We start from the raw sequence: 24,672 nt of genomic DNA on the forward strand, positions 1-24,672 counted from the left end.
TTCTAAGACGTGACAATTTAATGAAGATTTGATTTCAATTTGAACGAGTTTGAATTCTTATCGTTCAAGAATATTTTAACTCTGTGGTATGATGCAGCTATTGATTCGGTGGAATAAAACGGCATGTCAATACATGAAAACAATGTCTTATTAGAAGAAGAGATTGCACAAGAACAGAACATTGTTTTGTGTATGAAGTGGGGAACCAAATATGGTTCTGAGTATGTGAATCGTCTTTACAATATGGTGAAACGACACACGACTGTTGATTTCCAGATGGTTTGTCTCACTGACCGTACAGAAGGAATTGATCCAAATGTTAAATGCTTTCCTATTCCACCGTTAGCATTACCTGAAGGTGCGCCTGAGCGTGGTTGGAACAAGCTTTCAACTTTTGAGCCTGACTTATATGGCTTAAAGGGTAACGCGCTATTTTTAGATTTGGATGTTGTTATCGTTGATAACATGGATGAGTTTTTCACTTATCCAGGTGATTTTTTAATTATTCACGACTGGAAACGACCATGGCGAATCACAGGTAATAGCTCAGTATATCGTTTTAAATTGGGCGCTTTCCCTGGATTATTACCATATTTTCGTGAAAACTTTGATGAAATTCGAAAAAAATTCCGTAATGAGCAAGCCTATTTGTCATGGTATGTAGATAAACATGCGAAGCAAACTTATTGGCCAGATAGCTGGTGTAAGAGTTATAAATATCACTGTTTACAAAAAATCCCAATGGCATTTTTTAAGCCACCAGTAAAACCTGAAGGTGCCAAAATTATTATTTTCCATGGTGAGATTAATCCACCTGATGCTGTGAATGGTGGCGGTGGTAAATGGTACCGCTATGTGTTGCCAAGTCAATGGATTAAGGACGCTTGGCAATAATAGTTGCCTTTTAATGGTGGTTTATAATGCCTGTTAGAAAAAAAAGTAAATTCGAACAATGGTTCTCCTTTAGTCGGCATCAACGTCGTTTTGGTGCAGATGAGGTCTATGCGCAATTTGACGGTATAGATATTAATGCGTTGAAAGAAAACTTGATTGAAGGTGATGAAACACGCTATACCCATGGATCAGCTAAAGATTTGAAGCAGCATATAGAGCAGCTTAAAGATGAGTTCGTAGGTCAACCTGCGTTGAATCATTATCATGCTAGTCTAATTGTATTGATGCGCCGAGATGTTGATACGACAGATAACTTTCTAAAATTTAAATCTTTATGGCTTAAAGAGCGAGATTTTTTACTGAAATCTTTAAATATACGATGGTTAATTTCAGCATGTGATACTTTCATTGATCATGATGAAGATTCTCTTCTGAAAGCAATTTTGATGAATGCTGTGGTTCTTATTAATACTTTAAAGCTTCAGGAAACGGAACGCTATTTATGTGATCATCAGATGGAAGAAAATCTAGAGTGTCTAAATCATTTACAGTCACAACGTTATGCTCTATTTGATGGTACATCTGCTTTTGCAGTGGGTACAGATGATACATTGAGAAATATGCGTTGGCGTTTAGACCAGATATGTACTGATCATCCATTAGGTCAATTGGTTATTGAAATTTTTGAGCGGATTAATCAAGACGTTAATGATACTGTCTATGTGCGTTTTAAAAAAAGACATACGCGTGAAAAAACACGTTGGTGGTAATCCATGCAGATCTTGATTATAAATCTTGAGCGTTCAAAAGAGCGTTTGGCTTTTCAGACTCAACAGTTTAATGAATTGGGTTTATCTTTTCAGCGTTTAGCTGCAGTATCAGTTGATGATATTGATGACTCTCAATATCAATCATTAGGGTTTGGTTGGCAAAGACCTTTGCGTAAGGTTGAGGTAGCATGTTTTTTGAGTCATCAGAAAGCTTGGGAAACTGTTATTAAAACTAATGAACCGGCATTGATATTAGAGGATGATGCAGTCTTATCATGTCATATTCCTCAGTTACTTGAAGAAATACAAAATTATAATTTTAAAGATATAGATTTAATTAATTTTGAAGTACGTAGTCGTAAAAAAATTATTTCTAAAAAGCCAGAATATCAATTAATCGCTGGACAAACTGCGCTATATAATCTATATCAAGACCGAACAGGTGCAGCAGGATATTTACTCTATCCATCCGGCGCAAAGAAGTTATTACAGCGTTTAGCAGAAACCTCACCTGCAATTGCTGATGGTTTTATTTTTAGCCATTATGGATTGAAGAGTTTACAAGCTGAGCCAGCCGCAATTATTCAAGAAGATCAAATGGTAGCTTATGGTCTTGTACCTGCTGAGCAGTTTGAATCAGTGATCGGACGTTCAGAACATCACAAGCCAATTTATTCTTCTGCTATGGAAAAAAGAGTATTTAGAAAGAGACGGATCATCGGTCAGTTGGCTATGGGATGTCGCTATATGCAAGTCATGTTTAAAGCGCAAAAGCGATTTATTCGTCTTGATAAGGCACATTTTTAACAATATTGAATATCGAATTATGAAGAAAAAAAAGGTTGTACTTGCTATTTTTACTTTACAAGGTAATGGTGCTGAACGTTTCGCATTAACTTTAGCTAAAGGCATAAATAATGCAGGACATGAAGCACATATTGTTTATTTCAAAAATATTATAGATTTACCTATTCCTGAGGGAGTGAAGACACACTTCTTTAATTATCAAAAATTTCGTGCCATACCTAAATTTATGCGCCAAAGTATCGCTGCCAAAGCCTTTGATCGCTTTGTGCGTCAACAGATTGGTGAGCCAAATTTGGTACTGTCCAACTTATATCCAGTCGATTTTATTTTAAGTCGTAGTCAGTTGCCTAATGTACATTTGGTGATTCATAACACCACTAGTTTGGAGTATGGACAACGTCTGACTAAGGCCTTTAAAAAGCAGTTGGCCAAAGTGTATTTAGCCAAGCCTTGTGTAGCGGTTAGCAAAGGGGTAGAAGCTGATTTTAAAGATATTTTTGGTGCTGATAGCAGGGTTCAGACAATCTACAATCCAATTGATGTCGATGCTGTTCGTCACGCTGCATCAGAATTTATTCCTGATCTACCTCAGCCTTATTTGGTCAATGTTGGTAAATTTAAGCAGCAAAAACGTCATGATGTGTTGATTCGTGCGTATGCACAAGCACAGCTGGATCTGCCTTTGGTCTTGGTGGGTACAGGCGAGCTGATGGCTGACAATCAGCGTTTATGTCAAGAACTAGGGGTATCGGACAAAGTTCACTTTATCGGCTTTCAAAATAATCCGTATCCGTTTATTCAACGTGCACAAGCGATGGTCGTGTCCTCAGACTTTGAGGGATTTAGTATTGCAATTTTAGAAGCATTAGCTTTAAATACGCCGGTTTTAAGTACGGATTGTCCATCTGGTCCTAGTGAAATTTTAGATAAAAATTTTTTAGTTCCAGTTGGTAATATTGATAAGTTAGCTAGTAAGATGTCTGAAATTTCATCATGCGATAAAATCTATAATCCTACTTTATCTCGAAAATTTAAAGTTCAAACGGCTGTTGATGAATATTTAAGCCTTGGTGATTGTAGTGTACAAAGTTGAAGAAAAAATCAAGTTATCTGTCATTATTCCTGTTTATGGTGTAGAAGACTATATTGAAGACTGTATATCATCACTTTATAGTCAATTAACTAAGGAGGTGGAATGTATTTTTATTAATGATGGTTCAAAAGATAGATCTATTGATATTTTAAAGAATTTTTTAAATAAACAATCCTTTAAAAAAAATATTAGGATTATTGATCAGGATAATCAAGGGCTAAGTATGGCACGTAATAATGGTGTTGATTTAGCTGAAGGTGATTATGTATCTTTTATTGATTCTGATGATTATGTACTAAATGATTATATAGAAGAAATTATTAATGTGATTGATCATAACAAGAATGTTGATCTTATACATTTTAATGCGATCGAGGAAAACAAATTTTTAACTCAAAAACCACTTGTATTAGCTGATCAAATAGAGTTAATTAATAATGTAAATGAAGAGTACTTAAAGAGAATTTTTAAAAAAAACAAGTGGTATGCATGGTTGAGGGTTTATAAAAAAGACTTATTAAAAAACATTAGATTTCCTAAAGGTTATTATTTTGAAGATATGCTTGCTGTGCCGTTTTTATATAATGAAAATATAAAAATTTATGAATTAAATAAAACATTAATTTTTTATAGGTATAGACCATCTAGTATAAGTAATTGTAGTGTTAATGAAAAACACTTAGAGAGTTTATTTTATGGGGTGGATTTATTTAGAGACAATCGTGATAAGTGTCACTTTAAACAAGTGTATATTCATTTAATATTAGGATTATTTAATAATTATATAAAAATGAATTTTAAAAAATATTGTTGCTTTATCAACTCAATTAAGTTTAAAGATTTGAATTATATTAAAAATAATTCAAATGAGTTGCATTGGAAAGTAAGGTGGATGTTGAAAACCCCTAAATTTTTTTACCTATACAAAAATTGGCTAGGACTTAGAAAACATAAATAAATATAATAGGGTATTTACAGTGTTCTATTATTTATTATCCGCATTTCCTTTAATCACCATATAAATCAATGCAGCGATTGAACCAAACGCGGCAATAAAACTACTCGTACTAAAGAACACGATACGCTGATAAGTAGTGAGGTTAAATAGTTGTTCATTCAAGATATAACGCATAAATGCCCATTGCACGATGCAAAATACAATAATAATGATTGTATGACGACGAACATCAGGACGCATAGCCATATGAATGAACTCTTAAATATTTTCTGCGATTATGCCATTTTTAAGTATTTATCTCAATGAAATAAAAACCCTGCATTTGCAGGGTTTTTATTTAGATCAACAAAACGTTATTCTTGTGATTCAGCTTTTGGTTTTTCACGTAAGCGAATACCAAGATCACGAAGTTGAGTTGATTCAACTGGTGCAGGTGCTTGTGTTAAAGGACATTCCGCAGTTTTCGTTTTCGGGAATGCAATCACATCACGAATAGAAGAACCACCTGTCATTAACATCACAAGACGGTCTAAACCGAATGCCAAACCACCGTGTGGAGGTGCACCATAACGTAAAGCGTTCAATAAGAAGCTGAATTTCTCTTCTGCTTCTTCTTCACCAATACCTAAAGCTTCAAAAATTGCTTTTTGCATTTCTAGGTTGTGAATACGAAGTGAACCACCACCGATTTCAGTACCGTTAAGCACCATATCGTAAGCTACAGATAATGCTGCACCTGGGTTGTTCTTCACTTCTTCTACGCTAGATTTAGGCAGCGTGAATGGGTGGTGAACAGACGTCCATTTGCCATCATCAGTTTCTTCAAACATTGGGAAATCAACAACCCAAAGTGGTGCCCACTCGCAAGTTGCCATCTTCATGTCATGACCGACTTTGATACGTAAAGCACCCATTGCATCGTTTACAACTTTCGCTTTATCTGCACCGAAGAATACGATATCGCCATTTTCAGCACCCACACGTTTTAATAGATCAAGCACGATTGGCTCGATGAATTTCACGATAGGAGATTGTAAGCCTTCGATACCTTTTTCCAGTTCATTGACTTTAATATAAGCTAAACCTTTTGCACCGTAGATACCTACAAACTTAGTGTACTCGTCGATTTGGCTACGTGGAAGAGAGCCTGCACCCGGTACGCGAAGCGCAACAATACGACCTTTAGGATCTTTAGCAGGACCTGCGAATACTTTGAACTCTACATCTTGCATTAAATCTGCAACGTCAACGAGTTTAAGTGGAATACGTAAGTCAGGCTTGTCAGACGCATAGTCGCGCATTGCATCTGCATAGGTCATACGTGGGAACTTATCAAATTGAACATTAAGAAGTTCTTTAAACATCTTAACTGTTAAACGTTCCATTAAATCCATAATGTCATCGTCACTCATGAACGATGTTTCAACGTCGATTTGTGTGAATTCAGGCTGACGGTCAGCACGTAAGTCTTCGTCACGGAAACATTTAGCAATTTGGTAATAACGATCAATACCACCCACCATTAACAATTGTTTAAATAACTGTGGTGATTGAGGAAGAGCGTAGAAACTACCATTTGATACACGGCTTGGTACTAAATAGTCACGCGCACCCTCAGGAGTCGCACGTGTCAAAATAGGTGTTTCAACGTCTAAGAATCCGTTTTCTTCGAAATAGTTACGAATAAGGTTTGTTAATTTAGAACGGAAACGTAAACGCTCTAACATTTCTGGACGACGAATGTCCAAGAAACGATATTTCAAACGAATTTCTTCTGAAATATTAGTATTATCATCATTTAATGGGAATGGTGGAGTTTCAGACGCTGCTAGAACTTCAATTTCTTTACCTAATACTTCGATTTGACCACTCACCATGTTGGCATTTTCAGTACCAGCATAACGACGGCGAACGCGACCAGTTATTTTTAATACAAATTCAGAACGAGCTTTATCAGCTGTTTCGAAAGCTTCTGGTGTATCAGGATCAATAACCACTTGAACTAGACCATCACGGTCACGCATATCAAGGAAAATTACACCACCGTGGTCACGGCGACGGTGTACCCATCCGCAAAGTGTAACGGTTTGATCAATTTGAGCTTCGGTTAATGAACCGCAGTAATGAGTTCGCATCATAGCGTTAAAAATCCAACTATATGGGTTAATGAAAGCGTATACGTAAACAGCGTAACGCCTTTATACAAAGGGTGAATTATGCCTCTTTGAGACTACAGTCACAAGGAGAAGATTATGAAAGCCCAATTATTTAATGCAAATTTAAAATTAAGACGATCCTTCGAATAATTCCAATTGATCTAGGATTTGAAAAACAAGCGCACAAATCGCAAACGTCAATAGAAAGCCTCTAAAGAAATAATTAATTGAGAAGCCAATGTAACCATATAGGTCATTTAAAATGGCTGTATTGTAATTAGAGTTGAAATGAATAAATCCAAATAATCCAACTAATATTGAAATTAGCACGGATACCACAGCAAAAATAGTGATAGAACGAGTTACTCTGAATGGTTGACGGTAAGTACAAAAATACTGTTTTGCAAACCATAAAATAAAGGGTAAAACGATAATAGAGGTACCGACCTGTAAAATTCGATGGAGGGAGTAGTGTTGTCCGAAAAGATTGATTTGCTTAGCTAATAGATCATGAAAAGCAAAGGTTCTGTAATCAACATGAGTTAAACCATCCCAAAGGATATGACTGCTGATACCCAAGATTAATGAAATATTGATCAGCACCAAGAATTGAAAGACAGATCTAAAGTTCGAGAGTTTTAAGGGATTGTAAATACCAATCCATCTAAAAAAAGTAGGTCGTAATAGTGCATACCACAATAGACAGAATGCCATTCCCACCAATAAATTGGGGTATAGCAATGCGCTCCATTGATGTGAGATTTGGATATGTTCGTCTGTAAAAAGACGAAATAAGTCAGGGACCATGCAACCAATTGCTAGAGCAGAAATAGGAAGTGTTCCTTTCGATGCTTTATGCAAAATTGGTGCGAGTACAGCATGTGAAATTGTAAAGGGCATTGCTGAAATATATCAAAAAAATGCTATCTGAATTTTATAGATTAACATTGATATGTAACCCATTGGTTTAATTATATGAAGGTAATTAATTTGGAGTAAATGAATGAAATATGATTGAAGTTTGGTTGAAATGTTATATTATAACAACAATTGTAAATTCTCGAATTTTGAGCTTGTCGTATGAACTTTCATAAAAATATCATTACTGCCTCCGTCTTGGCAGTGATAGCATCCGCAGCACATGCTGATCAAAAACAAAAAAATGTTCAATTAGATACAATTTCTTCTACCGCACATCCATTGGTTCAAACAGCTGCTGACTTCGCTGTAGCAGATCATGTGATTGATCAAAAAAAATTATCTGAAAGACCAACAACCATAGGTGATGCGTTAGCCGATGAGTTGGGTGTTTATTCTAATCAGTATGGAACAGGTGCAAGTCGTCCTGTGATTCGTGGCCAAGATGGACCGCGTGTAAAAGTTTTACAGCATGCTTCTGAAACTGCTGATGTATCAACACTTTCTCCTGACCATGCCGTAACGGTTGATCCTATTTTGGCGAAGCAAGTGGAAGTTATCCGAGGACCTTCAACATTACTGTACGCAGCTGGAACTGTGGGTGGTTTAGTCAACGTGACTGATCAAAAAATACCGACACAAATGCCAGCTAATGGTCTAGAGGGGCAAGTGGGCGTCCGCTACAACTCTGGGAGTGATGAAAAACTTGCGAGTGCAGGTGTAACAGCAGCTATAGGTGAAAATTTTGCACTTCGTGTTGAAGGCACGAAGCATAAAGCCAATGATTATATCCCTTTCAAAGGTTACTTCACTGAACATCATCATGAGGGTGAGACAGAGCCTCATCGTGAAAGTGCTAAACGTGTAGAAAATACCTTCTCAGAAGGTCAAACAGTTAATGTCGGCGGCTCATGGATCCATGATCGAGGTTTTGTGGGGCTGTCATATAGTAATCGACAAGATAAATATGGATTACCAGGTCATAGTCATGAATATCATGGATGTGAATTGCATGGAGATCATTTCCATTGTCCACCACCTAATTCAGCGCACGACCATGAACACGAAAATGCTGCAGGTCCATGGGTTGACTTAAAATCTGAACGCTATGATTTGCGAACTGAATTAAATGATCCATTAAAAGGATTTGAAAAGCTGCGAGCTCATTTAAGTTTTACAGATTACGAGCATGATGAACTAGAAGAAAATGAAGTTATTAGTAACTTTAAAAGTAAGGGTTATGATGGTCGTTTAGAGTTGGTTCATATACCGTTGTTAGGTTGGGAGGGTGTTGTAGGTGTACAAGCATCTCAGCAAAAAATAAAACTTAATGCGCCTGAGGGACATGACCATGATGAAGTTGATCATGGTGACCATGATCATAGTGATCACGATCATGAACATCATGGTCATAGTCATGATGTTCTGATGGCGGATACAAAAACCAATAAGTACAGTTTATTTGCACTAGAACATAAACAGCTTGGTCCTGTGCATGTCGAATTGGGCGCTCGTGTAGACCATCAAAAAATTGATGTCGATTCCAATCAAAAGAACTACTCAGGGACTGCTGTTTCAGGATCAGCTGCAGCTAATTGGGAGTTCGCGCCAAATTATAAGTTGTCTCTAGTGGGGTCTCATCAACAACGTTTACCGCTAGCTCAAGAGTTATATGCAGATGGTCTTCATTTTGCAACAAACACATATGAGCTAGGTAATCCAGATATTGATAAGGAAACATCAAATAATCTAGAGTTAGGTCTCCATTATGAAGGTGATCAGCTCGATTATCATGTTCATGTTTATCACAATTGGTTTGATGACTATATTTATGGTGCAACTGTAGCTCAACAAGGCAATTTACGTGGACTTAAATATACGCAGGATAAGGCACGTTTTTATGGAACTGAGGCTCAGCTAGGCTATCAAATTAATGATACTTACAAGGTGAGTGTGTTTGGTGATTATGTAAGAGGCAAGATAGAGGGGGAAAATGCTCCACGTGTTCCTGCTGGACGACTTGGTACAAAGGTGGAAACCAATTTTGCTGATGGTTGGTCTGGTTTAGCTGAGTATTATCATGTATTCAAGCAAGATAAATTTGCTGACTTTGAAAAAGAAACCCAAGGTTATAACATGGTCAATGTTGGTGTGTCTTATGCTGGGCAGTTAAACAATCGCAACGATTATCGGGTTTATTTAAAAGCAAATAACTTGTTGGATGATCAGGTTTATTCGCACAATTCATTTTTGTCGAATATTCCACAAATTGGACGTAATTTTACCGTCGGCGTTGAATACGGGTTCTAATTTAATTCAACGTGTTAAAAACAGTTTAATGCTTGAAAAAACGTAAATTAAAACCTAGTCTGAAAGTATCGGACTAGGTTTTTTGTTATGCGTCTATTTAAACGAATTCACCAAAAATTAAATTGGTCAAACCGACGTTATGTTGGTCTGATTCTAGGTATGCTGACCATCGGCTATTTAGCCTCAGCGCTTTATCATATTTATAAACCATTGCCAGAAGGGCTTAATTATTCCGGTAAATTACGGCATGCAAATGTGAAATTCCTAGCAGACCAAACTTATATAGATACGGTGGGTCAGCGACAGCAGCATCAGATTTTTGATGAAATTCTCAATCTTATTGAGCAAGCGCAAACTACAATTGTGTTAGATATGTTTCTGTTCAATCCTGAAACTGGTCAGTCTCAAAATCAACATCGCTCATTAACACAAGAACTGACCCAAGCACTCATTCAAAAAAAGCGTCTAACACCGAATATTGAAATTAAATTAATCACTGATCCTATAAATTCAGTTTATGGTGGAATAATCCCAGAGCACTATCGACAACTCAGACAAGCAGGAATTGATGTCATAGAAACAGATTTATCACCATTACGCGCATCGAATCCACTGTGGTCGGGCATTTGGTATTTTTGTTGTCAGAATTTAGGAAATAATGCTGAGAAAGGTTGGTTAAGTAATCCTTTCGGCGAAGAAAAAATTACCATTCGAAGTTATTTAAATCTTTATAATTTTAAAGCGAACCATCGTAAAACCATCATAGTGGATACATCCGAGGGATGGAAAACACTAGTGACTTCGATGAATCCGCATGATGGAAGCTCAAGCCATTCTAATGTAGCACTTGTGGTCGAAGGGCATACAGCTGTCGATATTTTAAAAACTGAACAATCAGTGGCTTTATTTTCTAAAGCAAATATTCCAATGGTTATTGTGGGAGATGTAGCAGAAGATAAACAGTTGCCACAAGTGCAAGTACTGACAGAAAAAGCAATATATGATGAAGTGCTGAAACTGATTGAATCTGCTCAAGGTGCTGATGCAAAAATAGATTTGGCAATGTTCTATTTATCAGAGCGAGAAATTATTGAAGCCTTAATTAAAGCTCACCAACGCGGTGTTAAAGTTCGTGTATTACTAGACCCGAACAAAGATGCATTTGGACGTACTAAAAATGGTATTCCAAATCGTCCTGTCGCGACAGAGCTCTATAAAGCTGGAATAGACGTACGCTGGTGTAATACACAAGGTGAGCAGTGCCATTCAAAAATGATTACTAAGCGTAGTTCAAATCAGGTTGAACTGATTTTGGGGTCGGCTAATTTTACTGCTCGTAATTTGAAAAATTATAATTTAGAAACTGATTTACGTGTTATTGGCTCTTCAAATCAGCAAGTTTTTAAAGATGCAGTACAGTATTTTGATACTGCTTGGATGAATTTAGAGGGTAAGCAAATGAGTGTTGATTACTCAGAATATGCAGAAGATTCAAAAATGAAATATGCCATTTATCGATTCATGGAATGGAGTGGTCTCTCAACCTTCTAAAAAAATCCCTCGAAAGAGGGATTTTTTCATTTATGGATTCGGTGGAACTAATTTATCGAGTTCCTTATCATCAATCTGATCGAGCTCTTTAATATCGGTTTTAATTTTCCACTTAGACTCATCCTCAACAGGTTGAGGTAAACGTGCTTCTAACCAATCACAAACCACATCTGGCGTAAAATCAGGATGATTACACTGAATCACCCAAGATAAGAATTGTTTCGCCTCACCATTCATATAGGGTGGAGGAGACACAGGTAAAAACTGAGTGGGTAGGCGTTCATTTTTAGAAATGTAATTCAATACATGACCAAGTTCTTGAACCGTTTGCCAAGCTAAGGCATGGTCGATATTGATTTGAAATTTAAACCACCATGCATGTTCACCATCAGTGCCATAAGAATCGATATAGTTTTCTTGGACACTCGGAACTTTACAAAAAAATTGGTGCAGGCGATCAAAACTCATTTCAGGCACGGTGGATAATCTCGCAAAGTTAAAAATGGTTAGTCTAGCAGATTTACAAACAGACTCATGCAGATAAATAAAAGGTCTAAAGTATTAAATTTAAAATTTTAAATAATGTTCAAGATTTCTACATGATTGATCTATATTTAAGCTTTAGAATGAATGTTGAAAACAAAAGTAATCTTAAATTTGGAATGAGGTAATAGAGATGAACAATACATTATTGGTTAAGACTCTATTGGGTTCAGTGATTCTTTTAATAACGAGTCATACTTTTGCAGATAGTTGGGCTAATTACCAAGGTTCTAAGGTTCGACCTGTAAAACCAACACAGACTCCAATATATACTGGTAATGCAGATCGTCTAAGTAAGCCAGTCCCATTGCAACAACCACGTTTTACTCAGAATAGACTTCAATTACAGCGACCATATCCTCCTTATCCAGCGTATCCGCAGCAGAATGGGATTACAGTGATCTATCAACAGTCTTTACCGACCACGACGACATATTCTAGCAAGCAGTCAAGCTTCGTAAATGGGCAGGGTGGTACTATTGAAATGAGTCAGTATATGCTGATTTCAGATTGGCGTCGTTATGGTCTTCCTGCACCACAAGTTGGAATGCATTGGATATACCAAAATGGTCGATATATCCAGATGCCAAATGATCGTTAGATGCTTGATCCAATTTGTCTAAGCCATCTTTATCTAAGCCAACTCATCATCTTCAGGGCGTGGTGTTTTTCCAAGTGGTAAAGGTTTATCTTGGTGTTTATCTCGGATCACTGATGGAAAATTCCAAGAAGCAAAACGCACGACCAATATAGCGAATGCTAGGATTAAAATTGATCCTGTAATAATGACTAAATCAATATCAGCTTTATGGTCATGTTGAATATCAGAAATTAACAGACGTGTCAGGGCAGTGATGGCGATATAGATCAGAAATCTGACGGGCATATGATTGGTCTTAAAATAAATACCTACCATCGCACCTAGCTCTAAATAGATAAATAACAACAGAATGTCATCAATCGTTGCATATTCTTTTACCGTAAGAATATCAATCACAGTATGTCCTGCAGACCAAATAACCATGCAGCCAATAATAAAAAGCGCAATATAGTGGAAGCTCTCAACTGCTAGATTTCCAAAACGATCTAATAAGGATTCGATTTTTTCTACGCTAATATCTTTTTTACTCATGACATCTCCTCCTCTGAAAAAACCTGATGGTTTCATTGGAGTGATGCAAAATTCATGCTCATCTTACGCCTAAGCAGAGAAGACTATTATGAGTTGCTTTGAAAATAAGCAAATTTCAGATAAAAAAAAGCCTGAAGAATCAGGCTTTTTTAAGATAAAACTTATGATTGATTTGTGAAGTAATCTTCGCTAAATCCCATCACGATTTCAGAGCTAGCTTTGATGCGAGCTAAACGTGTATTTAATTCAGGTAAAACGCGTTGGATGTAGTAGTTCACCAAAGATAATTTGTTCTCATAGAACTCACCTGATTTTTCACTCGCAGCTTTAGCAATTTTAGCAAACATATAGGTAAAGCTGAGTAAGCCTACCGCATGTAAATAATCCACCGCAGCAGCATTGGCATAATCAGGATTTTCCGCAGCACGTTCAAGAACAACTTGAGTAATCGATTCAAGTTCAGTTGCAGCATCAAGAGTGGCATCTTTGATGTAATTTAAGTCCGCATCTAATGCATTTGCAAAGTCACGAATTTCTTCGATATATTCTGCGATGAATTGTCCATTACATTTAATCGTTTTACGACCAATTAAATCTTGTGATTGAACGCCGTTAGTTCCTTCATAAATTTGTGAGATACGAAGATCACGGATACATTGTTCCATACCCCATTCACGAATATAGCCGTGACCACCAAAGACCATTTGGGCATCTAGAGTCGCATTGAAAGCAGTGTCTGTTAAATATGCTTTTGCGATTGGTGTGAGCAAAGCAACGCGATTATTTGCTTTTGCAACTGCTTCTGGATCCGTCGAGAACTTTGTAATATCCAGTTGTTGACCTACATATACTGCAAATGCACGTGAAGCTTCATTGTTCGCACGAGCATTTAAGAGCATTCGACGTACATCACCGTGCACAAGAATACTGTCAGCAGGTTTATTCGGAGATTTCACACCTGTTGCACTACGACCTTGTAAACGATCAGTGGCGTATTGAGCAGCATTTTGATAAGCAAATTCTGAAGCGCCTAAACCTTGGATACCCATGGACAAACGTTCATAGTTCATCATCACGAACATTGCAGCAAGACCTTCGTTTTCTTTACCGACTAAATAGCCTTTTGCACCGTCAAAGTTCATCACACATGTTGCAGAGGCTTTGATCCCCATTTTGTGTTCAATAGAACCAGGGCCTACAGGGTTACGATCACCCAAGGTACCATCTTCATTCACTAAGAATTTAGGTACAATGAACAGAGAAATACCGCGTGAACCAGCAGGAGCATCTGGCGTTTTTGCTAATACAAGGTGAATAATATTTTCAGCTAAATCATGGTCACCACCGGTAATAAAGATTTTCGTACCCGTGATGTTGTAAGTACCATCTTCATTACGTTCAGCCTTAGTTTTAATAATGCCTAAATCAGTACCTGCGTGAGGCTCTGTGAGACACATCGTACCTGACCAGTCACCTGAATAGATTTTAGGAAGATAGGTTTCTTTTTGTTCTTGAGAAGCATAGCTATTTAATGCCATACCCGCACCCACAGAAAGAAGTGGGTAAAGCATAAATGATGGGTTGGTTGCAAAAAGCATCTCATCTGCAAGCACAGTCAGCATTTTTGGCATGCCTTGGCCGCCCCATTCTTCGTCAGCACCTAAGCCAATCCAACCACCTTCTGCATACTGTTGGAACGCTTCTTTAAAGCCCGCTGGTGTGGTAACAGATCCATTATTATAAGTTGCGCCTTCTTCATCACCTGTGCGATTTAGGGGAAGGGTTACGTTTTGAGCGAATTTAGCCATCTCTTCTAAAATAGCTTCAGCTGTCGCAGCATCAACATGAGCTAAATTCTCATTTGATTGCCAAAATTGTTCAGCTTGAAATACATCATTCAAAATGAACTTCATATCTGTAAGAGGCGCATTATAGATTGGCATTTTCGTTCACCTTTTTTTGTTTAAATATCTTTAGTTCTTAGCAGTCTATCGAAGCATATTAGGACTTGTTAGACGACTAAAGGTTAATATCTCGAATTATTTATAAAGAAAAAGGACGGCCAAATCTATGACTGTCCTTTTTCTTTTTACACATATTTAATGTGGATCATTAGAATGCAAAATGTTCAGCATCTAAAGTCATTAATGGCTCTAATCCACCTGCAATTACGTCAACATGTGAGCGAACGCGTGGAAGGATCTTCTTGAAGTAGAAGCGAGCTGTCGTGATTTTCGCATTGTAGAAGTCAACTTCAGTTGAACCTGCTGCAAGTCGTTGTTGAGCAACCTGAGCCATGCGAGCCCATAAGAATGCTAGCGTTACATAACCAGAGAAGTATAGGTAATCTACTGCAGCAGCACCGACTTCATCAGGGTTTTGCATCGCGCGCATACCGATCTGCATAGTTAAATCACCCCATTCTTTATTGAGTGCAGCCAAAGGTTCAACAAACTCTTTCAAGTCTGCATTATCTTTGTTTGCTTCAGCAAATTTGTGAATGATTTTGGTGAAATCTTTCAACATCGCACCTTGAGTTTGCAGTACTTTACGACCTAACAAGTCAAGTGCCTGAATTTCAGTGGTACCTTCATATAAGCAAGCAATACGTGTATCACGAACAATTTGCTCCATACCATGCTCTGAAATGAAGCCGTGACCACCAAATACTTGTACGCCTTTGTTTGCAGCTTCATAACCAACTTCAGTTAAGAATGCTTTAGCAATTGGCGTTAATAATGACAGAATATTATCTGCAAATTTACGTTCTTCTTCAGTCGCGCCTTTCTCAACGATATCAGCATAGTGAGCGAGGTAATACACTAGAGCTCGACCACCTTCAGCAAATGCTTTTTGCGTTAAGATTAAGTTACGAACTGCTGGATGCACAATAATAGGATCTGCTTCTTTTTCAGGTGCTTTAGGACCAGAAAGTGAACGCATTGCTAAACGATCTTTCGCATATGCCAAAGCACCTTGGAAAGATGATTCAGCAGCAGACAAACCTTGTACAGCTGTACCAATACGTGCAGTGTTCATGAAGGTGAACATTGCATTCAGACCACGGTTTTCAGGGCCAATCAAGTAACCTGTTGCACGATCAAAATTGATCACACATGTTGCGTTACCATGGATACCCATTTTATGTTCAATCGAACCACAACGAACAGCGTTGCGCTCGCCAACTTCACCATCAGCAGTTAAGTTAAACTTAGGTACGATGAATAATGAGATCCCTTTCGTTCCCTTCGGAGCACCTGGTAAACGCGCAAGAACGATGTGAACAATGTTGTCCGCCATGTCATGCTCACCAGCGGAAATAAAGATTTTCTCACCTGAAATCGCAAAGCTACCATCTGCATTAGGTTCAGCTTTTGTGCGGATAATACCAAGGTCAGAACCCGCATGAGATTCTGTTAAACACATGGTACCTGTCCACTCACCTGAAATCAGTTTTGGTAAGTAAGTATTTTTTTGCTCTTCCGTACCATGGTGTTCAATTGTACGAACTGCACCATGAGATAGACCTGGGTACATACCCCATGCCCAGTTCGAAGAACCGATCATTTCAGAAATGATAATGCCTAAAGAGTTTGGTAAGCCTTGACCACCATATTGTTCTTCAGCAGCTAAAGATGGGAATCCCAATTCTACGTATTTTTTATATGCTTCTTTGAAGCCTGTTGGAGTAGTGACTACACCATCATTCCAAGTACAACCTTCACGGTCGCCTACTTGGTTGAGTGGAGATAATTCGTTTTCACAGAAATCTGCAGCAGCTTCTAAATATTGATCAACCAACTCACGGCTTACGTTTTCTTGGAATGCAGGGAGTTTTGAAAAGTGTTCTTCAGCATTTAATAATTCATGCAAAACGAATTGCATATCACGTAAGGGCGCTTTGTATTGTGGCATATCGGGTTCCTCAATACTGGTTAAACCAGATTTATAATCCTAATAAAAAATGTCGTGTCATCCACGACACCTATTTTGTTCTATTACATCGTGCAATAAGTTATTGCTTGGTACAAGTTTTATAGCCATATTCTGTGTGACTGTAAAGTCAAAGAAAAAATATTAATTTTGGCTAAGTATTTAGAGTATAAAGTTTTTTCGTGAATTATATGTGAACAGAATAGTCAAAAACGTAATAAGTTATAACATAAAAAAAGGCGCAACATGCGCCTTTTTTATATTCAATCACTTAGTAGTGAGTTGAATTGAATTATGCGGATTTTTTTAAGTCTGGTTTAACGAGTGGTTGATTTGGTTTGAAATAAACTTTACATACACCGTTGATAGTCTGTTCACCCACTTTGATTTGAACTTTTTTACCATCAGTTTGCCCATTGCATGCTTGAAGTTTTGCATTTTGACTAACTTGCTGTTGCATCAAACGTTGATCAAATTTTTGAACAAGCTCAGCACGTTTGGCATCTGTGAGAGGTTCACCTTTTTGTGAACGGTTAGCTTGGACCGAAGTTGGCTTTTCAGCTTTAAATTGGGCACGTGCTTGCTCATGCATTTTTTTCATATCAGCACGATCCGCTACGAAACGGATATGACAAGTACCATCAATATTTTGTTTATCAGTTTTGATTTGAACAGTTTGACCGACAGCTTTGCCGTCGCATGCTTGACGAATTTGCTGCATCATCGCTTTACGGTCAGCACGCGCTTGTTTGAATTGCTCGCGTTGTTCAGGTGTTAAACGTTCTTTATGATGATGTTTTTTATCATAGTGACCCTTTTTAACTTCTTGAGGTGCTTGAGTTGTTGTTTGACATGCAGTAAGTGCGCCCATACTGATTAAACCAGTGGTCACCAATACAATTTTGTTCATCGCTTTCATTATGTTTATCCCCAAAGTTGTTTGGATTCGGTATAGGTAAAGATTAAATAATAAAGATGAAGAAACAATGGAGAGTTTTTTGAATCAGTGTTAGATACAATACTGAAAAACGAAGAAATAATGTGAGTTCAATTTGAATATACGTCGCGTACCAATCGCACTACGCTTATTTTTTACAGTACTGTTAACGACATTGCTCATTACGACGGTTAGCTTAAGTGTGCTGCATTGGACGATGCAAAAAAACTTCACCAAATATGTAGCTGATGTAGAAATGCAAAAGCTTGATCATCTGATCGATAATTTAGCGGGCGTATTCTCTGTTTATCAGGATTGGGGTAATGCCGTTCAAGCTCAGATTTTACAAATTGAAGGTGAAGCTGCACCCGATGATTATGATCGACTATCACGTTGGTGGTTACGTCGCCAATATGATATTGCATTGCAACAGCGTTATTTCAAAGAGCATACATTAATTAGCGAAATTGAGTCGCAAAGAACGCAAACCATTAGTCCTGAAGAGTTGAAAGTCTTAGAAGAAAATTTACCTTCTGCATTTCAGCCATTTGAAGGATTGCGTTTTCCATTGAGTTCAAATCAGAATCAGACAAGAACCACGAACAGTTCTGATAAATCACATGAAAATAAGCTTTCAAGTTTGAGAACCTCTGAATACCAGCAGGGAAAAAAACTATTTATATCTATGTCTGATCACTTAGGTCTAAGCTCTAGACTTTCCTTATACGATGCAAAACAACAGTTTATCTTGGGTGAGCCGTCAGAGAATATGGTGTCGTATCGACCGATCACAGTTGATGGCAATATTGTGGGGTATCTCGGGCTAAGACCTGTTTTAGATCAAGATGATGCTTTAAGTATTAATTTCTTTAGCAATCAAAAGCGTTATTTATTTTTAATATATATTCTGACATTTATTTCGAGTTTGGTTGCTGCCTTATTATTAGCAACTTATTTTAGAAAGCCAATTCAACGCTTATTAAATGCAACACGAGAATTAACCAAAGGGAATTTTCAGCATCAGGTGAAAGTAAATCGTAACGATGAGCTTGGCGATCTTTCGACTGAAATTAATCAGTTAGCTGTGATTCTAGATCAGCATGAAAATTCTAGAAAGCAGTGGGTTGCAGACACTTCGCATGAGTTAAAAACGCCGCTGGCTGTTTTGCAAGCACAAATTGAAGCAATGCAAGATGGAATACGTAAACCAACGCCTGAACATTTTGCTTCAATGTTGGCACAAGTTTCGAGTCTGAAAAAATTAACACAAGATTTGGCTGCGTTAGCACAAGCTGAAGCTCAACAACTCAATTTCGATTTCAATGAAATTGACCCTTGGAGTGTCGTGTTAAATGAGATAGAAAATTTCAAACCTAAATTTGAACAAGCCGATCTCACGATTAGCGCAGAGGGACATGGAACGAAATTACAATTAGATGTAGATCGTTTTAAACAAATTATGGTCAACTTACTCGGCAATACCATTCGCTATACGGAAGCCGGTGGAAGAATTCATGTGCATACGATCGAAAACGATAAGACTTGGTCGGTGATTGTTGACGATAGCCCATTAGGTCTTACTGATGAGCAATTGGCTCATTTAGGTGAGCGTTTCTATCGAGCGGATGATTCTAGAACACGTAGTACTGGCGGAACTGGATTAGGTCTAGCATTATCGTGCAAAATTGCACAAGGCATGAAGGGCTCCTTGAAGTTTGACCACTCACCATTGGGTGGATTGCGCTGCATCCTCACATTTCCAAAGAAATCGTTTTAAATTGAAGAAGGGTGACATATGAAACATGTGATGCTGGTTGAAGATGAAGTAGAACTTGCTCAATTGGTGCGAGATTATCTTGAAGCAGCTGGCTTTGAAGTCAGTATGTTTCACGATGGTCAAGAGGCTTATGATAGCTTTTTACAACGTAAACCAAGTCTAATGGTTTTAGATTTGATGGTACCTCGTATGGATGGTCTCACGATCACCCGTAAAGTCCGTGAGCAGTCTGATTTGCCTATTATCATGGTGACAGCACGAACGGAAGAGATTGATCGTGTACTTGGTTTGAATATGGGGGCGGATGATTATGTGTGTAAACCATTTAGCCCTAAAGAGTTAGTTGCTCGTGTTCAAGCAGTGTTGCGACGTTTAGATCGTAAAGCAGAACCTGAAGAAAATAATTTATTCCGTATGGACAAAGGTCAACAACGAATTTGGTATCAAAACAAATCTTTAAATTTGACACCTACAGAATTTCGACTTCTTGAATTATTTTTAGAACACGTAGGTCAGGTGTACTCTCGTGCGCAATTATTGGATCATATCAACCCAGACAGTTTTGAAGTGGCAGATCGTGTGATTGATAGCCATATCAAAAACTTGCGCCGTAAAATCTCGGATGCCGCGGAAACAGGTAATCGCCATGAATGGGTTCAAGCTGTTTATGGGGTGGGATATCGTTTCGAATATCCTGAAGATTGATTCTTTGTGATAAAAAAAAAGCGAATCTAGAAGTTCGCTTTTTTTTGGTGCGTTGGTTTTGGTTAGGGTCTCTACAATTGGCCATTTCATATGCAACTTTCATGTAACTTTGTTAGGATATGAGCTTATTAGAGGTGGCTATCGCATTTTTATTTAAAGTAAGCTTCGACTCTAGCTTTTACTATAGGATCAACATCATCAACCATATAAAAACAATATCTATATTTTTCGATCAAAACACTAATATATTTTTGTTTATCAGGAACTGTGTGCTTTAAGATTATCTGTGCAGCTACGGTTATTAAGTTATTTGATTGGCGCATCAAGGTGATCAGCATCTCATCTTCATATCCCATAACATCTCTAGTAAATGACTGTTTTACAGTATGTACTATGGAGTTAAGTTGCTTCAAATGATATTTTTTGAAATCACAAAGGGTGAATAGCCACCAAAATTATTGGCTGAGCAGGTAAGTTTGCAGCACCAAGCTTATCAAGCATTTCAGAAATCATTGGACATGTGTCGGATTCAAATTGCTCTTCAAATGTGTAACTAAATTGCAATTTTGATATTTGATGATTACTTGCAAGAAATAATAACCAATATGCTCTGACTACAGCTTCAAATTGTCATCTAAGTAGAATCATAGCTTGTGTTGGTAGATTTGAAGATAATAAACCACTTACTCCAAGCCCATGCTCAAATGAGATGTAAATACATTGTTTAACTAAGTCCAAACGCGGCCCACAATCGATAATGTCACTATTAATAATTTCTTGTTTTAGCTCTAAGATCATCTGAGTTGATAATCCAAAAAGTTGTTATATATCCATAATAAATATCGTACTCATAGAGTTGTAATGATATAACCCAAATATAGAATAAGTTTTTCGTATTACTACTATTTATTAATTTAGCGTAATTATTGTTATAGAAAAGCAATTTTTAACTTTATTCAAATGACTCTGAGTAAAGCGATATGCTTTTGTTCGGCTTTTTTAAGCTTCGATACCACAAGATTATAGGAATTGGAGATCAAATCTTTGATAAGCTCTTCATCCAATTCAGATTCATCATAGATTGAAACCCAGTGTCGTTTATTCATGTGCCATCCAGATCGAATATAAGGATAAATATCTTTTAACATATGTCCATGATCTGGTTCGACTTTTAAATTAATCGCAGCTTTGCCTTGTAAATGAAATGCGAGCAAAAAGACTTTATCCATAATTTTATAAACATCACATCCCTCACCAAACGGTTGACTGACAGTGACTTCAGGAAGTTTTAAAGCTTGTGATGCTGCCAATTGATGTAAATGCATAGTCAAAACGAATGGTTATTGTGGATAATGATTAAATTATCCACAGAATGAGAGAGGTTTGTGAATAACTTATGATGAACAACTGACTTGAATTTCAGGGACATCACTAGCTAAAGGGCCTAAGTCTTCTGGTTGTTCAAGACGTTCTTGTTTGGTGTATGGTGTTTGAAGAAGTTTGAACAAGCGATCAACTTCAGAGAAATCATCACGTTCAGCAAGTTCAATTGCTTTCTGTGCCATATGGTTTCGTAGAACGTAGTGTGGATTGGCTGTTAACATCGCTTGATCGAGATCGTCAGTGTCTTGATTTTCTCGTATTGAGAGATATTGGTGAAGAAACCGCTCAAATGCGATACGATCAAGGCAATCATCTTTGATTTGTTCATACGCTTTATTCTGTAAACGAATAAAACTTTGGGTGTAATCAAGTTGTTCTGTTTGTAAAATATGTAGAAAAGCCATACCACAATCAAAGCTATCTTTATGAAAACTTGGTAATCCCATTTTTTGACTTAAACCAAGTTTATAGTGTTCCAGGAACGTTGGTTCATAGTGTTCTAAACAGTAAGACAAGTCTTGTTTCCATTGCTCTCGATCATAATTTTCTGGACAAAGATAAATGAGACTATTTAACCAAGTCCATAAATTCCAGTGCCCGATACTCGGTTGGTTCTGATACGTATAGCGTCCTTGGTAATCAGAATGATTGTTGATCCAATTAGGACGGAAACGCTCCATAAAACCATAAGGTCCGAAATCTAAAGTTGAGCCGGTAATATTCAGGTTGTCAGTATTCATGACCCCGTGCGCAAAACCAATCAGTTGCCACTTGGCGATCATGATCGCAGTACGTTGAATGACTTGAGTTGCAAAAGAAAGAACAGGTTGTTCTGTCTCCAAACATTCAGGGTAGTGCCATTCAATGCACTTTTGCGTAAATTCTTGCAGTAGATCTGGCTGAAATTGATTAATCCATTCAAAGTGACCCAAGCGAATATGTGTCTCGCACGTACGCAACATCATCGCGCCACGTTCAAGTTTTTCTCGTTGTACACCTTGATCTGATGATACAAAACCAATCGCATTACTGGATTGAACACCTAGGGCATTGAGGGCGTGTCCAGCCAAATATTCACGAATAACGGAACGTAACACTGCACGACCATCGCCTCTCCGAGAATAGGGGGTAGAGCCAGCACCTTTAAGGTGTAAATCGACCGTGTTGTTATTTTGGTCTAGGATTTGAGCAATGAGTAAACCGCGACCGTCACCAAGCTGTCCAGCCCATTGTCCAAATTGGTGACCCGCGTATACCATCGCCAAAGGTTCAAACTCAGCAAAAGTTTTTTGCCCGCTACAGATTTCTACCCAGTTCATCTTATCTTCTTGAGTCCACAGTAACTCATCTGCAAGTGCTTCATTAAAATGACCAGGTTTAGCCCCTTTTAGAGGAAGAGGTTGTTGATGATGATACAGTCGAGCGGGTAGTGTGTTATAGCGAGAATTGAACTGCATATAATTTTTCAAAATGTGATGAACAACTTTGACTATAGCAAAATTCGATACATAAAACTGTGACTGCTACATTGGAAATGGTATCGAAAAAATAAAAAAAGCCCCGATCAACGGAGCTTTGGAGTAACTGAAGAGTCTCTTGAATGAGTTATTCAGATACTGGTGATTTCTTTAAATTACGAACCAATAAGTTCAATGTCTCTCTATGATGAGATAAACGTTGTTCAACCAATTGGAATTCAACTTTCAGTTTACTATCCATTAGGTGAATTTTTTCAGCAACAGCTGCTTTTTTGGCATTAATTTCTTGCTCTTTAAGCTTCGCCCAATCATTTAGAGTTTGCGTAAATGCTTCATATTCTTGAGCAATTTTTGTTTTAACTGTCACGATATCATCATTCACGTTATGGCCGTAGACAGCGAGATCTTGTTGCGCATATTTAAACTTCATTGCAAGCTCAGCTTTTTTAATATTAAAGCTTGGAATACGTCGTAAGTTTTTTGCTAACCCTAGTTTTGAACACGTCCAGATCAACCATTTAGTTGGGTCGTATTGCCACCATTTTACGCCATTGCGATAGTCGTATTGGAAGATATGATGGTAGTTATGATAACCCTCACCCCAAGTCGCAATAGCAAGAACGAAGTTGTCACGTGCAGTATTTTCATCTGTGTAAGGACGTTTGCCCCACATATGGCATAGCGAGTTGATAAAGAAAGTCACATGATGGCTTAAAATTAAGCGCATTAAACCACCCAACAATAACACTCCCCAGACATCACCAACTGCCCATCCAATAGGAAGAAGAATAGCGGCATGAACGACAATCACGAGAGGGATGTAATATTTATCCTGGAACATGACAATTTTGTCAGCCAATAAATCAGGGGCGTTTTTGTAATTTGCTTCAGCTGCTGGATAGTTGCGTAGCATCCAACCGATGTGCGCGTACCAGAAGCCATTGTTAATTGAGTAGGGATCTTTTTCTACATCATCAACATGACGATGATGGGTACGGTGACCTGAGGCCCAATACAAAATGCTGTTTTGTACAGCAAAGGTTCCCATAATCATTAAAATGATTTTGAGTGGTACAGTCGCTTCATAAGCACGATGTGCCCATAAGCGGTGATAACCTGCGGTAATGCCAAGACTACTCAGACCCAACAGCGCAAACATACTGATCCACGCAGCAAGCGAGAAATCATGATGATAAGAATAAAGTGGAATCGCAATAACGGCGACAATAGGTAAAAACACCAATGCAAATACTGCAATCCAGTTGATTGGGGCTTTGGGTAGGGGAGCATTCATCTCCAACAGCACTCCTAGAACCTTTAATAGGTT

General features: G+C 37.8%; 23 protein-coding genes. 10 read left to right on the top strand and 13 right to left on the bottom strand.

Going from position 1 to position 24,672, the window contains the following annotated elements; all coding sequences use genetic code 11:
- Positions 1-123: 123 nt before the first annotated feature.
- From AC1M9I_RS09255 to AC1M9I_RS09275, 5 genes are read left to right on the top strand one after another with little or no spacing between them, the layout of a single operon-like run.
- On the top strand, positions 124-894 hold the full coding sequence (locus AC1M9I_RS09255; RefSeq protein WP_179998943.1) for a glycosyltransferase: 771 nt from the start codon (positions 124-126) through the stop codon (positions 892-894).
- 26 nt (positions 895-920) lie between these two features.
- On the top strand, positions 921-1,664 hold the full coding sequence (locus AC1M9I_RS09260) for a hypothetical protein (RefSeq protein WP_481593530.1): 744 nt from the start codon (positions 921-923) through the stop codon (positions 1,662-1,664).
- A 3-nt stretch (positions 1,665-1,667) separates the two neighbouring features.
- Positions 1,668-2,471: a glycosyltransferase family 25 protein gene (locus AC1M9I_RS09265; protein ID WP_481593531.1), complete on the top strand. Its 804-nt coding sequence runs from the start codon at positions 1,668-1,670 to the stop codon at positions 2,469-2,471.
- A gap of 19 nt (positions 2,472-2,490) precedes the next feature.
- On the top strand, positions 2,491-3,564 hold the full coding sequence (locus tag AC1M9I_RS09270) for a glycosyltransferase (RefSeq protein WP_481593532.1): 1,074 nt from the start codon (positions 2,491-2,493) through the stop codon (positions 3,562-3,564).
- Positions 3,551-4,522 (top strand): glycosyltransferase family 2 protein, encoded by a 972-nt coding sequence (locus tag AC1M9I_RS09275; RefSeq protein ID WP_481593533.1) that lies wholly within the window; start codon positions 3,551-3,553, stop codon positions 4,520-4,522. Before AC1M9I_RS09270 ends, AC1M9I_RS09275 begins: the two co-directional genes overlap by 14 nt.
- A 27-nt stretch (positions 4,523-4,549) precedes the next feature.
- Here AC1M9I_RS09275 and AC1M9I_RS09280 read toward each other — a convergent pair whose 3' ends face one another.
- The 3 genes from AC1M9I_RS09280 to AC1M9I_RS09290 all read right to left on the bottom strand — a co-directional run bounded on the left by AC1M9I_RS09280 (position 4,550) and on the right by AC1M9I_RS09290 (position 7,578).
- Positions 4,550-4,768: a hypothetical protein gene (locus AC1M9I_RS09280; protein WP_481593534.1), complete on the bottom strand. Its 219-nt coding sequence runs from the start codon at positions 4,766-4,768 to the stop codon at positions 4,550-4,552.
- 107 nt (positions 4,769-4,875) lie between these two features.
- Entirely contained in the window at positions 4,876-6,660 is a 1,785-nt protein-coding gene (aspS, locus tag AC1M9I_RS09285; protein WP_035265578.1) for an aspartate--tRNA ligase, read from the bottom strand.
- Between the two features lie 147 nt (positions 6,661-6,807).
- Complete coding sequence (locus AC1M9I_RS09290) at positions 6,808-7,578, bottom strand: DUF4184 family protein (protein WP_180028274.1); 771 nt, start codon at positions 7,576-7,578, stop codon at positions 6,808-6,810.
- Between the two features lie 180 nt (positions 7,579-7,758).
- Between AC1M9I_RS09290 and znuD the strand changes: the two genes are divergently transcribed.
- Together znuD and AC1M9I_RS09300 are read left to right on the top strand one after the other, a co-directional pair.
- Positions 7,759-9,906 carry a zinc piracy TonB-dependent receptor ZnuD gene (znuD, locus tag AC1M9I_RS09295; protein WP_481610964.1) on the top strand — a complete coding sequence of 716 codons (2,148 nt, stop codon included), beginning with the start codon at positions 7,759-7,761 and terminating at the stop codon, positions 9,904-9,906.
- Positions 9,907-9,993: 87 nt separating this feature from the next.
- Positions 9,994-11,457: a phospholipase D family protein gene (locus tag AC1M9I_RS09300; protein WP_481610965.1), complete on the top strand. Its 1,464-nt coding sequence runs from the start codon at positions 9,994-9,996 to the stop codon at positions 11,455-11,457.
- A 30-nt stretch (positions 11,458-11,487) separates the two neighbouring features.
- Here the strand turns inward: AC1M9I_RS09300 and AC1M9I_RS09305 are convergent, their stop codons facing one another.
- The gene (locus AC1M9I_RS09305) at positions 11,488-11,934 is read right to left on the bottom strand and encodes a hypothetical protein (protein ID WP_092767573.1); all 447 of its coding nucleotides are present in this window, start codon (positions 11,932-11,934) and stop codon (positions 11,488-11,490) included.
- 199 nt (positions 11,935-12,133) lie between these two features.
- Here AC1M9I_RS09305 and AC1M9I_RS09310 point away from each other — a divergent pair, with 199 nt between their 5' ends.
- Positions 12,134-12,601 (top strand): RcnB family protein, encoded by a 468-nt coding sequence (locus AC1M9I_RS09310; RefSeq protein ID WP_481610966.1) that lies wholly within the window; start codon positions 12,134-12,136, stop codon positions 12,599-12,601.
- A 33-nt stretch (positions 12,602-12,634) separates the two neighbouring features.
- Here the strand turns inward: AC1M9I_RS09310 and AC1M9I_RS09315 are convergent, their stop codons facing one another.
- The 4 genes from AC1M9I_RS09315 to AC1M9I_RS09330 all read right to left on the bottom strand — a co-directional run bounded on the left by AC1M9I_RS09315 (position 12,635) and on the right by AC1M9I_RS09330 (position 17,984).
- Positions 12,635-13,132 carry a phosphate-starvation-inducible protein PsiE gene (locus AC1M9I_RS09315; protein ID WP_481610967.1) on the bottom strand — a complete coding sequence of 166 codons (498 nt, stop codon included), beginning with the start codon at positions 13,130-13,132 and terminating at the stop codon, positions 12,635-12,637.
- A gap of 161 nt (positions 13,133-13,293) precedes the next feature.
- Entirely contained in the window at positions 13,294-15,075 is a 1,782-nt protein-coding gene (locus AC1M9I_RS09320; RefSeq protein ID WP_481610968.1) for an acyl-CoA dehydrogenase C-terminal domain-containing protein, read from the bottom strand.
- 169 nt (positions 15,076-15,244) lie between these two features.
- Positions 15,245-17,047, bottom strand: a complete 1,803-nt coding sequence (locus AC1M9I_RS09325) for an acyl-CoA dehydrogenase C-terminal domain-containing protein (protein ID WP_481610969.1) — start codon at positions 17,045-17,047, stop codon at positions 15,245-15,247.
- Positions 17,048-17,357: 310 nt separating this feature from the next.
- On the bottom strand, positions 17,358-17,984 hold the full coding sequence (locus tag AC1M9I_RS09330) for a hypothetical protein (protein WP_481594986.1): 627 nt from the start codon (positions 17,982-17,984) through the stop codon (positions 17,358-17,360).
- Between the two features lie 133 nt (positions 17,985-18,117).
- Between AC1M9I_RS09330 and baeS the strand changes: the two genes are divergently transcribed.
- Together baeS and AC1M9I_RS09340 are read left to right on the top strand one after the other, a co-directional pair.
- Positions 18,118-19,779: a sensor histidine kinase efflux regulator BaeS gene (gene baeS / locus AC1M9I_RS09335; protein ID WP_035265564.1), complete on the top strand. Its 1,662-nt coding sequence runs from the start codon at positions 18,118-18,120 to the stop codon at positions 19,777-19,779.
- 18 nt (positions 19,780-19,797) lie between these two features.
- On the top strand, positions 19,798-20,484 hold the full coding sequence (locus tag AC1M9I_RS09340; protein ID WP_092767563.1) for a response regulator: 687 nt from the start codon (positions 19,798-19,800) through the stop codon (positions 20,482-20,484).
- Positions 20,485-20,633: 149 nt separating this feature from the next.
- Here AC1M9I_RS09340 and AC1M9I_RS09345 read toward each other — a convergent pair whose 3' ends face one another.
- The 5 genes from AC1M9I_RS09345 to AC1M9I_RS09365 all read right to left on the bottom strand — a co-directional run bounded on the left by AC1M9I_RS09345 (position 20,634) and on the right by AC1M9I_RS09365 (position 24,639).
- The gene (locus AC1M9I_RS09345) at positions 20,634-20,897 is read right to left on the bottom strand and encodes a hypothetical protein (RefSeq protein WP_481594985.1); all 264 of its coding nucleotides are present in this window, start codon (positions 20,895-20,897) and stop codon (positions 20,634-20,636) included.
- Between the two features lie 16 nt (positions 20,898-20,913).
- Entirely contained in the window at positions 20,914-21,057 is a 144-nt protein-coding gene (locus AC1M9I_RS09350; RefSeq protein WP_481593575.1) for a hypothetical protein, read from the bottom strand.
- A gap of 383 nt (positions 21,058-21,440) precedes the next feature.
- On the bottom strand, positions 21,441-21,809 hold the full coding sequence (locus AC1M9I_RS09355) for an MmcQ/YjbR family DNA-binding protein (protein WP_481589239.1): 369 nt from the start codon (positions 21,807-21,809) through the stop codon (positions 21,441-21,443).
- 69 nt (positions 21,810-21,878) lie between these two features.
- Positions 21,879-23,324 (bottom strand): protein adenylyltransferase SelO, encoded by a 1,446-nt coding sequence (locus AC1M9I_RS09360; protein WP_481593543.1) that lies wholly within the window; start codon positions 23,322-23,324, stop codon positions 21,879-21,881.
- A gap of 148 nt (positions 23,325-23,472) precedes the next feature.
- A complete protein-coding gene (locus AC1M9I_RS09365) occupies positions 23,473-24,639 on the bottom strand; it encodes an acyl-CoA desaturase (RefSeq protein WP_481593544.1) in 1,167 nt (388 codons plus the stop codon).
- Between the last annotated feature and the right edge of the window lie 33 nt (positions 24,640-24,672).

It is taken from the genome of Acinetobacter sp. ANC_7553, assembly GCF_056779895.1.

Coding starts and splice junctions, on each gene's coding strand:
- AC1M9I_RS09290 (WP_180028274.1), bottom strand. CDS start 7,578: ATGCCCTTTACAATTTCACATGCTGTACTCGCACCAATTTTGCATAAA.
- AC1M9I_RS09365 (WP_481593544.1), bottom strand. CDS start 24,639: ATGAATGCTCCCCTACCCAAAGCCCCAATCAACTGGATTGCAGTATTT.
- AC1M9I_RS09340 (WP_092767563.1), top strand. CDS start 19,798: ATGAAACATGTGATGCTGGTTGAAGATGAAGTAGAACTTGCTCAATTG.
- aspS (WP_035265578.1), bottom strand. CDS start 6,660: ATGATGCGAACTCATTACTGCGGTTCATTAACCGAAGCTCAAATTGAT.
- AC1M9I_RS09300 (WP_481610965.1), top strand. CDS start 9,994: ATGCGTCTATTTAAACGAATTCACCAAAAATTAAATTGGTCAAACCGA.
- AC1M9I_RS09325 (WP_481610969.1), bottom strand. CDS start 17,047: ATGCCACAATACAAAGCGCCCTTACGTGATATGCAATTCGTTTTGCAT.
- AC1M9I_RS09315 (WP_481610967.1), bottom strand. CDS start 13,132: ATGAGTAAAAAAGATATTAGCGTAGAAAAAATCGAATCCTTATTAGAT.
- AC1M9I_RS09260 (WP_481593530.1), top strand. CDS start 921: ATGCCTGTTAGAAAAAAAAGTAAATTCGAACAATGGTTCTCCTTTAGT.
- AC1M9I_RS09360 (WP_481593543.1), bottom strand. CDS start 23,324: ATGCAGTTCAATTCTCGCTATAACACACTACCCGCTCGACTGTATCAT.
- AC1M9I_RS09255 (WP_179998943.1), top strand. CDS start 124: ATGTCAATACATGAAAACAATGTCTTATTAGAAGAAGAGATTGCACAA.
- AC1M9I_RS09270 (WP_481593532.1), top strand. CDS start 2,491: ATGAAGAAAAAAAAGGTTGTACTTGCTATTTTTACTTTACAAGGTAAT.
- AC1M9I_RS09310 (WP_481610966.1), top strand. CDS start 12,134: ATGAACAATACATTATTGGTTAAGACTCTATTGGGTTCAGTGATTCTT.
- AC1M9I_RS09355 (WP_481589239.1), bottom strand. CDS start 21,809: ATGCATTTACATCAATTGGCAGCATCACAAGCTTTAAAACTTCCTGAA.
- znuD (WP_481610964.1), top strand. CDS start 7,759: ATGAACTTTCATAAAAATATCATTACTGCCTCCGTCTTGGCAGTGATA.
- AC1M9I_RS09320 (WP_481610968.1), bottom strand. CDS start 15,075: ATGCCAATCTATAATGCGCCTCTTACAGATATGAAGTTCATTTTGAAT.
- AC1M9I_RS09265 (WP_481593531.1), top strand. CDS start 1,668: ATGCAGATCTTGATTATAAATCTTGAGCGTTCAAAAGAGCGTTTGGCT.
- AC1M9I_RS09280 (WP_481593534.1), bottom strand. CDS start 4,768: ATGGCTATGCGTCCTGATGTTCGTCGTCATACAATCATTATTATTGTA.
- AC1M9I_RS09330 (WP_481594986.1), bottom strand. CDS start 17,984: ATGAAAGCGATGAACAAAATTGTATTGGTGACCACTGGTTTAATCAGT.